Origin of the sequence: Bacillus sp. FSL P4-0290 (assembly GCF_037975435.1) — a bacterium.
Lineage (GTDB): Bacteria > Bacillota > Bacilli > Bacillales > Bacillaceae > Bacillus > Bacillus subtilis.
In genome coordinates this window covers 289,738-301,865 of sequence record NZ_CP150253.1, presented here as the reverse complement: position 1 = coordinate 301,865, position 12,128 = coordinate 289,738, and the positions used below count along the sequence as shown (strand labels likewise).

Below are 12,128 nucleotides of genomic sequence, written 5' to 3'. Positions count from 1 at the left end.
GAAAGTGAGACCGATATGAAGTTACCCGCAAAAATCTTTGTTATCTTATGTATTCTATTTCTTCTAGATCTTTGTTTTAGTTATATTCGGCATGAATGGCATTCTCAAAACGCCTTGCAGGACATGCCTGTCCCCTCGGATCTTCATCCGATTGTGAAGCAGAATGCCGATGCACTCAAAGCCGCTGCAGCGAATAAAGGCATTACCGTCGTCATTACTGAAGGATTCAGGTCCTTTAAGGAACAAGATGAATTATATAAACAGGGACGTACAAAAAAAGGGAATATTGTCACCTATGCAAGAGGAGGGGAATCGTATCATAACTATGGTTTAGCGATTGATTTCGCCCTTCAAAAAAAGGATGGAAGCATCATATGGGATATGGAATATGACGGCAATCAAAACGAAAAGTCAGATTGGCTGGAGGTTGTCGAGATCGCTAAGACACTCGGTTTTGAATGGGGCGGGGATTGGAAACGATTCAAGGACTTTCCCCACTTGGAGATGATTCCTAACTAGACACCCCTCACAGCCTTTTCTTTTTCCTTATGTGCGCATCAATATAGGAAGGGTAAACCGGCTTATAGACAAGTTTGCAGTGCTGGTCACTGCCTGCAGTAAAGTCAGGCTGCCACTCCAGCTTCACATCAAAAGCGGCTAAAAACGCTTCTCTCGCTTCTTCAGCGGAAACATCCGGCCTGTGATTTATCGCTTCCAATTGTTCAGGTTCAATATCAGGCGCCATAAAAGCGTCAATCAACCCAGTTTCCGGATTGACAATGATGCGGGCAGCGCCGAACCGCAGCGGCACTCCTTTATACCAGACAGAAAAATGGTTGCGGACTCTCCCTCTTTCATCAATTCGGACGGGATTCACCCTGAAAAACTCAGCCGCTCTCGGATAGAGGGCATACAAAAATTGAAGCGCTATCTCTTGGCATTCTTCCGTGGAGCATTGGCGGTTGTTCGGCCGCTCCATAAAAGAAAGCGCTGCTTTTAATTTTCCGGTTCTTTTATCCGTCTTCATTTTGATTGTGTTTTTATTTCTCGTTTCAAAATAGCTTCCTATGCTTAAATCCTTACGCTCCGGCGCAGCGCCCCTGCGCCATGTGCTTCCAATTTGTTCTCCAAAGTCTCTTTCACTGACTTTCTGCATATCAGAGGTAAAACCCAGCAAGGCAAATATATCAACTTCTTCCTTGTTCTGAAGCGGCGGCAGTGGCGCCGTGTTTTCTATTCTTTCATCTGCGATATGCTGGTCGGGCACAATTTCGTCTACATCTGCGGGATAGCTGTATCCCGGGAGAATCGGTTCATAAACAAGACTTGGTTCCTGTTCGCCATCAATGACATCGTACATCAGCTCAAAAGACATTGTGTTTAAGTAATGGGACACAACCTTCTCTTTTGCTACAAATTCCGTCGGAACTTCGGCTTTATGCCCTTCCCCGTAATATAGAAAGTGGACAATCTGACCGCTGCGTGTCATATCAATTAAAAAGCCTGAATTGGGAATCGGAAGCCCCAGCTCCATTTTGGTATAGACAAACCGGATGTGCTGCCCCCGTTCTTCCTTGCCTTGAGAATGAAAATTCATAAATGTGCCGGGATGATTCGCAGCGGCAAACTGAAGAGCCGTCAGCTTCAGCTCGGCATCTGGAAGTTGTTTGTCTGTCTCGGAGCGGACAGTTGTTGAAAAGGTGAGCAAAGCGCCGTCATTTCTAAGTTCAACTGTAATGTGCTTTTCCGGATCTTTAGGGTTCTTCCAGATAAAATATGCCTGCCCGTTCTTCTTTTGCTTTTGGCCATAATCTTCTATCTCAAGCTCATAATGCGTCGGTACATTTCCGATCTCCTGCGCCTTCTTTTTCAGCTGTGTATTAACCAATGAAGTCATCCCTTTCAAAGAGTCTACGACAAAGAGAATCCTGTTTATTATATAAAAAGACCTTTCTTCTTTTAAAGTGAAGAAAGGTCCTTTTCTATTATTGTCATTGTTTTTCGAGATTCTTTCTGTTACTTTCATCACGTACTCTCTTCTATACCTGAGGCAATTGCGTGACTTTTGGCTGTTTTACCATGAGCTGAAGACAGGCTCTCCTGTATGTGCATCGATAAAACGCGGATACACCGGCTTATAGACGAGCCGGTAGCTGTGTTCTTCATCATCTCCGTACTCTCTTTCCCAGCCAAGCTCAACTTTAAAATGCTGCCAAAAGATAGCCTTGGCTTGTTCAACTGAAATGGCCGGCACAGGATCAATGGTTGCCAGCTCATTTGGGTCAATATCTGGTCCCATATAAACGGTGATATACCTTGTCTGGCGGCTGACACAAATTTTGATCTGCCCAAAACGGAGCGGAACTCCGTGACAATGCGTTTCAAATGTAAAAACAGCGACTGCGTTTTCTTCTTCATCCTTTTCATCGTATCTGATCCTAAAATATTGATCGGCATTCGGAAATAAAGCAAACAGAAAGCGAAGCGCGATTTTTTCGCACTCTGCCAAGGTTACTGTCAGCGGCCCTTTTTCCTCCATAAATGACATGACGCCTTCGAGTTTTCCGGTTTCTTTGTTATAGATGGTTTTCAGCACTTGATGAGTCCGTCCCTTAAACCAGCTGTCCATGCTTTTATCCGCCGGCTGATACACAGGGTCATCCGGATTCCGCCAAACGATTCCGATTCTCCCATCTCCCAAATCCGCTTCCCGCTCTTTGACAAACCCATTTTCAATACCAATCATGCTGTCAGGATCGGCCTTTTCGCGGATGCCCTCGAATAAAGGGAGAGGAAAGCTCTCAGGCTCCCTGTAATTATCGTCATCATCAACTCCTCCTTGTTCTTCTTGAACCAAATCCGCAGGTACGGTAATCGCCCTACATTCAGGCTCATACACCAAATGCGGCTGATCATCTCCGTTTTTGTAAACAGAACGATGGAGAACCTCAAACAAAAGGTCGAACTCCACGTCCTTCTTGATAAAGGCAAGTGCCTCTTCAACATCCGCGACCCTCTTTGGCTTGATGATGCTGCCCGCTTCGCCGTAATAGCGGAAGTAAACGATCTCACCTGATAAGGAAACATCAGCCATAAATCCGCTCATGGGGAGAGGAAGCCCAGCCTCCATTTGAACATATGAAAATCTCACTTTATCGCCGTATGCACGGTCATTTTCTTCACGAACAAAGGCAGAGAGTGCCCCCGGATGATGAGTCTCGACAAATTGGCGCATGATATCCTCTAGTTTCTCCTCAGACAGCCTTTCTCCGATTTCAGGCTCAATATCACAGGAAAGGGATTCCAGCTCCCCGTCCGGTCCAAGTTCCACGATAATGCCGATATTCTCATCCTGAGGATCTCTCCAACAAAAATAGGCTCTTTTGTCATCACCGCCATAATCTTCAATTTCCAGTTTTAAGTGTGTCGGCACCCGGCCGATTTCCAGTGCTTTTTGTTTCAGTCCCTCTTTCTTCACAAAGGCAGCCCCTTTCATCCTTCTTAAGTTCCCTCCAACTAATCAAAAAGTAATAGTCTAAAATACACAGTTTTCTGAGTTTACCAGTTTTACCAGAACATTTTTCACCAAAAATAGGATGATGAACCTATTCAATATAAAAGCTAATAATCTTAAAATTAATTCCGTTGTAACTTTTTATAGGTCCATTCATGACAAAGGAGGGCGGAGTTTCCAGAAAATCCGGTGAAAACCGTGAGAAAAGAACCGATTTTTTTGGTTATATGATGCTAATCCATTCAAAAAGATCCATTTCTCAAAGACAAAAGACTCCCCTTTCCTAAACCATTTGAGGAGGAAAAATGAATGTTTCAGAAAAAAACGTACGCTGTTTTCCTAATTCTTCTGCTGATGATGTTTACAGCTGCTTGTTCCGGCAGCAAAACAAGCGCGGAGAAGAAAGAATCAGAAACAGAAAAAAGCTCAGATATAGCTCAAGTCAAAATCAAGGATGTCTCTTACACACTTCCGTCTAAATATGATAAGTCCACTTCAGATGACCAGCTTGTGTTAAAAGTCAATGTCGCGGTGAAAAACACAGGAAAAGACCCGCTGAATGTAGACAGTATGGATTTCACATTGTATCAAGGTGATACCAAAATGTCTGACACAGACCCTGAAGACTATAGCGAAAAGCTTCAAGGCAGCACGATTAACGCTGACAAATCCGTTGAAGGAAATCTTTTCTTCGTTGTAGATAAAGGCAAGCAATACGAGCTCAACTATACGCCGGAATCTTACGGTGATAAAAAGCCAAAATCAGTTACTTTTAAAATTGACGGAAAAGACAAAAAAATCCTGGCGACGGCAGATAAGCTCCAAGATTCTGCAAAAGCGTTATCAGCTTATGTTGATGTCCTTCTTTTCGGCAAAGATAACGCCGATTTCGAAAAAATCACCGGCGCTAACAAAAATGAAATTGTAAATGATTTCAATGAATCAGCCAAAGACGGTTATCTCTCAGCTTCCGGCCTTTCCAGCACATATGCGGACAGCAAAGCGCTTGATAATATCGTGAACGGCATTAAAGAGGGATTAAGCAAAAACTCTTCCATTCAGGCAAAAACGACTTCAATCTCTAAAGACGAAGCAATTGTTGAAGCCACAGTTAAACCTGTAGATGCATCTTCTCTTTCAGACCGTATCGAAGACAAAGTGAAAGACTACTACAGTAAAAACTCTAGTGCCAGCTATGAAGAGGCAGTGAAATACGCGCTTCAAGTCTACCCTGAGGAATTTAAAAAGCTTGGACCTGCTTCATCTGAAAAAACAGTTGAAGTAAAAATGAAGAAAAATGACATCGACCAATGGCAGCTTGATATGGATGATTACAGAGCAGCAGAATTAGTCGAAGCATTCATCAAAGAATAAAACACCAAAAGGAAATAGCCTCGGAGGCTATTTCCTTTTTTATTTGAAAATGTCGCTGATGAAATTCACTTCATCTTCGGTCAGTTCAATGTTCAAGGTTTTCAGGTTATCCTGTAATTGCTCCGGTCGTTTAGCTCCTGGAATAATGGCATCAATCGCCGGTCTCGTTAACAGCCACGCCAAGGCGACATGTGCCGTATCCGCTTGTTTTTCCTCCGCTACTGCTTTCAGCTTATCTACTTTTTTAAGATTGTGGATAAACGTTTCACCCTGAAATTGAGGTTTATCCTTTCTGAAATCATCAAAGACTGTGTCTCGCGTGAATTTTCCTGTCAGCAGTCCGGACGCAAGCGGAAAGTAAGGAATAAAGGAGATGCCTTGTTTTTCACAGTATGGAAGAAGCTCTTTCTCGGCATCACGCTGTATGAGAGAATATTCGGCCTGGAAGACCTCCAAATAGCCATCAGCATTAAAATCCTGCAATTGCTGATAATCGAGGTTCGAAGCGCCGATTGCTTTGATTTTCCCCTCATCCTTCAGCTCTTTCAAAGTGCCCGCCACTTCAGCGAGAGGTGTTTTTCCATCCGGAAAGTGAACATAATACAAATCAATGTAATCTGTTTTCAGCAGCTTCAGGCTCTTCTCGACCTCGCTGCGAAGAAACTCCCGGCTATTGTCTAATTCAATGCTGCCGTCCACTTCTTTATGAGCTCCCTTGGTGGAGATGATGAGCTCATTCCGCACGCCGCGTTCCTGTACGACTTCGCCGATTAATTCTTCAGACCGCCCCAATCCATATATAAAGGCGGTATCGATAAAATTGACGCCGCCATCCAATGCCGTGCGCACTAAATCCTTCCCTGTTTCATCATTTAGATTTGGAAATAGATTATGCCCGCCGACCGCATTCGCGCCGAATCCGATCCGCTTCACCTTCAGCTTCGTTTTGCCGAGTGTACGTGTTTGATCCATTGTTCCTTCTCCTTTGAAACCAATTTTGATGAAAAATAGTGCAGGGTCACTTTTTGTATTAGATATCCTTTTTCTATTTTCCTTCTTTTTTCAGGATATACAAAAAGGAGAAAGTGTATTTCTCGTTTCGCAAGTTTATTTTGGAAGAACCCATTTGTCTTTCAGGAAGCAGGCTCTGGCTAGTAAAAAGAAGATGGCGATGAGCACGGCGATGGTTCCTGACGTAGATAAAATGGCAGCCGGGTCAACCATCCCGAATAAAAGCTGTTTAAATAACGCATGCAGGTTCAGAAACGGGATGAGAAAGTATGATAAGTCAAATTGGTTCGGTGCCTTGCTGAAGATGAAAAACATCGGGAACACAGGCAGAAAGACGACGAGAGACATATAACTTTGCGCTTCTTTTACCGAGCTGGACATGATGCTGATGAAAAGCTCCATCGCAGAGATCAGCAATGCAGAGAGCACAATGATTAGCGCTGAAGCGCCGATTACACTCCACATATGATCTCCCAGCTGGAAGGCCGTTTTTAAATTTTCGGTAAATAACACGGTGGACAAAATCAAAAACACCAAAGCCAATACACCTGAAGCCACGCCAAAAGTGGAAACCGCAAGCCACTTGCCGACCAGCACTTTGTTTCTGCTGACTGGCGTTAATAGCAGCGCCTCGATTGACTTTCGGTCCTTTTCACCGGCCATGATATCAAGAGCGATCGGCATTGCGCCGGAAACAATGGAAGTCAGAATCAGCATGGGCAGAATGGCGGAAAGCATAATAGCGGAAGTCCCTTTCTCCTCATCCGCTTCCTTTTGCTGAATCGTAAATGGCTGGATGACCGATTGATCAATGCGCTTATTTGTTAAACGTTGCTGCACAATTTCATTTTTGTACTGATCTAAGGCAGACTGCACAAGCTGCATGGCATTTGAAGACCCTTGATCGATTGAATTGCCGTAAACATCAACCTTAAAAGGTGTCATGCTGTTGACATATGAGTCGAACTCTTTCGGGACGTTCAGATAGGCATCTGCTTTTCCTTCATCAACTGCCTCTTCAGGCTTTGCAAATGTTTTTAAGCTGATTTCGTCAATCTCATTAAGCTTGCTTTCCAGTGCGGGCGGAAGCGAATGGCCGACAGCCAGCGTGTACTGCTCCCCTTTGTCGGACAGCATGCTTTCATAAAAAAAGACAAGTCCAAGCATCATAATCATCGGCACTAAGATTGTAAGTAAAATCGTTTTTCTGTCGCGCAAAGCGTCGATCATTTCTTTTTTATAAATATGGCTCAGCATTTAAGAAATCCCCCTGACAAGCTTAGACATAAAGATGTAATTCAAATCCTCACTGCGCTCGCTCTCGTATAGTGATTCAAGCGCCCCTCGGTAAATCACCTCTCCGCTGTGAATCATGATGACACTGTCACAGAGCGCCTGCACTTCCTCCATAATGTGGCTGGAGAAAAGAATCGTTTTTTGTTCTCTTTTCAGCTGCTGTATAAATTCGCGGAAGATGTTGCTTGACGTAATATCAAGCCCAGTTGTCGGCTCATCAAATAAAATGATGTCCGGATCGTGAATCAGCGCTCTGGCAATGGCGACTTTCTGCCTCATGCCTTTCGAAAACCCTCCCACTCTCCGGTTCATATAATCGCGCATGCCGAACCTTTTCGATAAATCTTCTATTCTTGCTTTGATCTCGTGGCGGTTCAGCCCATACAGCCTGCCGAAGTATTGGAGATTTTCTTTAGCGGTCATCCTGTCGTAAAGCCCGGTTTCTCCTCCGAATAAGACACCGATTCTTTTTTTGACTTCAGCCGGCTGCTTGACCGTGTCAAAGCCGTCTACTGTGATTACACCCTGTGATGGTTCAAGCAAGGAAGCAATCATTCTCAGCATCGTCGTTTTGCCAGCACCGTTTTCTCCGAGAATGCCGACGACTTCTCCTTTTTCAATTGTTAAGCTTACATCTCGCACCGCTTTGACTACTTTTTTCTTATCCTGAAACCTGCGGCTGCAATCGGTCAGTGTAATCATGTCACAATCTCCCTTATCTTTATTTCTAGTAATGACTATATACGAAAAGCTGGATTAGTTGGATAAAGTTGTCGCGAAGAGTTCTTTTTATGTCGCGAAATGGGATAGAATAAAGATGATTCTATGTAACTAGGGGAATGATAATGGTAAAAGTCGGACTTGTAGATGATTATCGAGTAGATTTAGAGAAGCTGGAAGCGATCGTGTCCAGAATGCAGGACGTCGAAATTGTCTTTTCCACCGATTCAGCGAAGGAAGCCTACAGGCGGGTAAAGAACGGAGACATTGATCTGCTGCTTGCCGATATCGAGATGCCCCATATGTCTGGCTACGAGCTTGCTGATTTGATCAAATCCCATTCACTTGATGTGGATGTGATTTTTGTTACCGGCCACGGCGGTTATGCGGTTCACGCCTTTGACCTAAATGTCCATGATTATATTATGAAGCCGTACTATGCCGACCGTCTGGCCGCTTCCTTCGACCGTTACTTGAAAAAGAAAACGGAAACGAGTTTGAATGGGCGTATATTGATAAAGCAAAAGTCTGAAATGCACGTCCTGCAAAAGAAGGATATTATTTTCGCAGAACGGACGGGACGTTCGACGACGATTGTGACAACCGCCGAAGAGGTGCAAACGTATCAAACATTAAATGATATTAAAGGCGACCTGCCCGAAAAGGATTTTCTCCGTTCGCATCGTTCCTTTATTATCAACATTCATTACATAAAGCATTTTTCCGCTTATACCAAGCATTCATTCACAGTTTCCTTTGAGGGAACGTCTAAAAAAGCGATGATCACCAAGCAGCAGCTTGATTATTTTCAAAACTACTACTTTTGAGGAGTTCAGAACGTGATTACCCTTTTTCAATGTCTTTATCTGGTTTTATTTAGTTTCATATGTTATCAGGGAGCTGCTGCTTTTTCACACAGCACAGCCGTCTCTTGGCTCACCGCTGTTTTAGGCGCAGCTGCTGCAGGATTGTACATTTGGAATACGAAGCGGGTGTGGAAACACTGTTCCTCAGGGCTTTGTGCATGGATTGCCGTGATTCAAGTGATGTCGGCGGGAGTGGTGCTGATCGGCACAGACATCATGCAGGCATTATGTGTAATCGCGATATTTGCAGGGTGTGAAGGGCTCCGTATCGGACAGTCTGCTTTACAGGCAAGGCTTTCTGATCAAATTGATAAGCTGACTCAAGCTGAACAGCACGCCAATCAAATGCTGATTGATGTCAGAAGCCGGAATCATGACACAATGAAACATATCACTGCAATCAAATCAGCTCAGCCCAAGGCAGATACACAAGCATATATTCAAAAATGGGCGGATCAATACAGTCAATATGACCGTTTTTTGAAAGGAGAGAACGCGTACGTTGCAGGGGTGCTTTATGATTTTTTAGAAAAAGCCCGCGCCTCGAATGTGAGTGTTTCGCTTCATATGCATACACCGCTTTCTTCCCTTCCGTTTTCGCCTGCTGATCAGGTCAGCTTGGTCGGCAACATATTAGAAAACGCGCTCGACAGCGCGGCGGAGACCCGAGAAAAAGCAGAGATTAAACTGGAGACTTCACTGCGCAGCGGACTTTATGTACTGACCTGTGAAAACAGCACTCCCGGGATGGACCCAAAAGTGCTCGATACAATTTATCAATCGTTTGGCCGCTCAACGAAAAACGGCGCTCATGAAGGCATGGGCACATATATCATTCAAAAACTGGTGAAGGGCGCTTTTGGCAGGCTGGATTTTACCTACCGCCACCCCATCTTCCGGTTAGAAATCAAAATTCCGTTTCAGAAATAAAAAAACCTTGAAAAGCCTGGCTTTTCAAGGTTTTTTCCATTATGAGGATAACGCTTGGGCAAAACGATCTGCTTCATCTTGCAGCGTGCTTTCAATTTCTTTGTAACGGCTGGAAATCGTTGATGCACTGACGCCGTATTTTTTCGCCAGTTTAGCCTGGGAAACAGACGCGCCGTTAAGAGAAATCGCGTTTACATAATATTCAACTGCCGCAGCAAAAGCTTCCGGCTTTCTGATGACAGGTGATTTTTTCTCGCAGAATGTTTTCCAGATATCAATAACAGCTGGGATCAATTCAGTCGGATACTCTTCCCCGCTCATGCCTTCTTCAATAGCCGCAGCGGTTTCTTTCTCCAAGTCGTTTGCCCACTCAACAGTGCTTACTTCCGCTTTCTCTGCTTGCTGCTCTTCATCTTTCTCAGCTAACAACGCGAACAGAACGTTGTTGAATTCCTGCTTCATGAAGTCCTCCGGCGTTTTGCCTTCCTTCACAGCGGCATCCGCATATTTCTTCACCTTGCTGATCAGCGCTTCTGTTCTCTTCACCGGGAAGATCGTGAACTGCATGAAGAATTCTGCTTTTTCCGCTTCGTGGATTGGGTATCCAAGAATCAGGCTTCCCACTGGAGGAAGGTCTTGATTGCTGGCGTCCATTTCCACTTCGAATTGTTTTGCCGTAATCACATCTTCAAAGTGAATGATGCCTTCCTTCAGGTCCTTCAGCAGCAATAAAGCAGGCGTCATGCTCTGCCATGATTCTACGATCTCACGCGTTTTCGGACGAGTGATCGAATCACCTTTTTTCTGAAGGTACTCTTCGAAGATTGTCTTCTCACCAGCAAGCGGGTGGAAGAAGATTCCCCAGATTCCTAAGTTAAATACGCTGATGTCTTTCGTCTGTCTGTCCATAGCAGAAAGAAAATCATGCTGGTTGATAAAGCCTGAAATGCTTTCTCTATGTACTGTGAAGGCATACTCCACTAAGTCTTCCTGAATTTGTTTTGCTTCTTTTGCCGCTAGTTCCGCCGGGAAGTCGACAACTTTACTTCCGCAGCATTTTTTATATTTCTTGCCGCTGCCACACGGGCAAGGGGCATTTCGTTTCACTTTTCCCACAATAAACCCTCCGAATTCTGTTGTAACTTTTCTATTTTAACAAAAATAACTTCTGAGGGCTTGGTTTCGGGCTAAAAAAGAATTTGGTAATGTGATAAGCTGGCTGATTATGCCAATTTACCTATGACATTTTCACCAACTTTTGTGATTTAAGGCTTATCACCTATTCCCACTTTAGGCCCTTCTTTTTTACAATCATTAGGTATTTATTTAACATTTTAAGGAGTGTTTCTATTGGAACTAGCTGGTTTCATGCTGCGCGCCTGCGCTCTTGTACTTGATGTAATCATTGCCGCAGCAGTGATTTTGGCAGCCGGATTTACGTTTGGCGATGGGTCCTCCGGTGTCATTATTGTCGCCATATTGATGCTTATTGTGTACCCTTTGCTGATGCCGCTGACAAATTGGAAGGGCACACTGGGCAAAAAAATCATCGGGCTACAAATCGTGAGGGACGAAACACACGAGAAAATTTCTTTCCTACAGGCGATTGTCCGTTACATCATAGCGTGGGTGCATGTATTCTCCCGCCTGATCTATTTGACAGCCGCATTTACGAAGAAAAAACAAACCGTTCATGATATGGCGGCGAAAACCATTGTGCTGAAAGCAGAATAACCTTGAAGAATAGGACTCTTCAAGGTTATTTATCTCATTAGTTTGTATTCTGGCCCCCGCCGTTCAGCCCTTCTTTAATCAGGCTGTTGACTTGGCTGCTGTACAGAAGGCCGATGTGTCCAACGCCATGGATTTGAACGTTTCTAGCACCGTCTAATCTTGATAAATAATTCATGACAATCATATCGGCACTGCTGTAAATGGATGTGTATAAAATCTTTTGATTTGGATCTGTTCCCGGAAGCGCCTTGCCTGTCGTCAAACGGTTCGCGCCGCCAAGCGTCACGACGTTTGCAACTTTATTTCCGCCGTCCAGATTTTTTATGTAGTAAAGTGTGTTCGCGCCCCCCATACTGTGAGCGACAATATCCACTTTTTTCGCACCCGTTTCATCTAAAACCTTTTGCACAAATCGTGATAATACCGGTCCATTGTTATAATTTGTGCCTGTCTTGTCCCAAAAATCAACTGCATACAGCTTGTCCCGCGACCAGCCCTGAGATACAAGATAGCTCTTAATTCCCGCAAAATTGAATGATGCCCCTCCAATACCGTGAACCATAACGACTGGATTGTGTTCAGCGGCTTTTGCTGACGGCTGCAACGCAAACAGCGATGTAACAGACAGCATCAAAATTGTTACAAGTGCAATGATCCTTCTTTTTACAAATTTCATAATATCC

The 12,128-nt window shown here is 44.2% G+C and carries 13 protein-coding genes; 6 read left to right on the top strand and 7 right to left on the bottom strand.

Annotated features, from left to right (window positions below; genetic code table 11):
- The first annotated feature begins 15 nt into the window (after window positions 1-15).
- Window positions 16-519 (top strand): peptidoglycan L-alanyl-D-glutamate endopeptidase CwlK, encoded by a 504-nt coding sequence (gene cwlK / locus MKY10_RS01655; RefSeq protein WP_048654737.1) that lies wholly within the window; start codon window positions 16-18, stop codon window positions 517-519.
- Window positions 520-526: 7 nt separating this feature from the next.
- Here the strand turns inward: cwlK and MKY10_RS01650 are convergent, their stop codons facing one another.
- Window positions 527-1,888 (bottom strand): YcdB/YcdC domain-containing protein, encoded by a 1,362-nt coding sequence (locus MKY10_RS01650; RefSeq protein ID WP_048654770.1) that lies wholly within the window; start codon window positions 1,886-1,888, stop codon window positions 527-529.
- Between the two features lie 186 nt (window positions 1,889-2,074).
- A complete protein-coding gene (locus MKY10_RS01645) occupies window positions 2,075-3,496 on the bottom strand; it encodes a YcdB/YcdC domain-containing protein (RefSeq protein WP_015252890.1) in 1,422 nt (473 codons plus the stop codon).
- A gap of 173 nt (window positions 3,497-3,669) precedes the next feature.
- Between MKY10_RS01645 and MKY10_RS01640 the strand changes: the two genes are divergently transcribed.
- Window positions 3,670-3,801, top strand: coding sequence for a hypothetical protein (locus tag MKY10_RS01640; RefSeq protein WP_003246334.1), 132 nt, complete (start codon window positions 3,670-3,672; stop codon window positions 3,799-3,801).
- A gap of 22 nt (window positions 3,802-3,823) precedes the next feature.
- On the top strand, window positions 3,824-4,888 hold the full coding sequence (locus MKY10_RS01635) for a DUF4352 domain-containing protein (RefSeq protein ID WP_003234750.1): 1,065 nt from the start codon (window positions 3,824-3,826) through the stop codon (window positions 4,886-4,888).
- A 39-nt stretch (window positions 4,889-4,927) separates the two neighbouring features.
- Here the strand turns inward: MKY10_RS01635 and MKY10_RS01630 are convergent, their stop codons facing one another.
- The 3 genes from MKY10_RS01630 to natA form a co-directional block, all read right to left on the bottom strand.
- Window positions 4,928-5,860: an aldo/keto reductase gene (locus MKY10_RS01630; protein ID WP_015252892.1), complete on the bottom strand. Its 933-nt coding sequence runs from the start codon at window positions 5,858-5,860 to the stop codon at window positions 4,928-4,930.
- Window positions 5,861-5,995: 135 nt separating this feature from the next.
- Window positions 5,996-7,156, bottom strand: a complete 1,161-nt coding sequence (gene natB / locus MKY10_RS01625) for a sodium ABC transporter permease NatB (protein WP_015252893.1) — start codon at window positions 7,154-7,156, stop codon at window positions 5,996-5,998.
- Window positions 7,157-7,897 carry a sodium ABC transporter ATP-binding protein NatA gene (natA, locus tag MKY10_RS01620; RefSeq protein WP_015252894.1) on the bottom strand — a complete coding sequence of 247 codons (741 nt, stop codon included), beginning with the start codon at window positions 7,895-7,897 and terminating at the stop codon, window positions 7,157-7,159.
- A 143-nt stretch (window positions 7,898-8,040) separates the two neighbouring features.
- On the opposite strand from natA, the gene natR reads away from it, so the two are divergent.
- Entirely contained in the window at window positions 8,041-8,742 is a 702-nt protein-coding gene (gene natR / locus MKY10_RS01615; RefSeq protein WP_003234759.1) for a two-component system response regulator NatR, read from the top strand.
- A 12-nt stretch (window positions 8,743-8,754) separates the two neighbouring features.
- Entirely contained in the window at window positions 8,755-9,711 is a 957-nt protein-coding gene (natK, locus tag MKY10_RS01610; protein WP_015252895.1) for a two-component system sensor histidine kinase NatK, read from the top strand.
- 39 nt (window positions 9,712-9,750) lie between these two features.
- Here natK and MKY10_RS01605 read toward each other — a convergent pair whose 3' ends face one another.
- Window positions 9,751-10,827 carry a helix-turn-helix domain-containing protein gene (locus tag MKY10_RS01605; RefSeq protein WP_015252896.1) on the bottom strand — a complete coding sequence of 359 codons (1,077 nt, stop codon included), beginning with the start codon at window positions 10,825-10,827 and terminating at the stop codon, window positions 9,751-9,753.
- A gap of 234 nt (window positions 10,828-11,061) precedes the next feature.
- Here MKY10_RS01605 and MKY10_RS01600 point away from each other — a divergent pair, with 234 nt between their 5' ends.
- Window positions 11,062-11,445 carry an RDD family protein gene (locus MKY10_RS01600; protein ID WP_015252897.1) on the top strand — a complete coding sequence of 128 codons (384 nt, stop codon included), beginning with the start codon at window positions 11,062-11,064 and terminating at the stop codon, window positions 11,443-11,445.
- A gap of 37 nt (window positions 11,446-11,482) precedes the next feature.
- Here MKY10_RS01600 and lipA read toward each other — a convergent pair whose 3' ends face one another.
- Complete coding sequence (gene lipA / locus MKY10_RS01595) at window positions 11,483-12,121, bottom strand: lipase LipA (RefSeq protein WP_003246250.1); 639 nt, start codon at window positions 12,119-12,121, stop codon at window positions 11,483-11,485.
- Window positions 12,122-12,128: the final 7 nt, after the last annotated feature.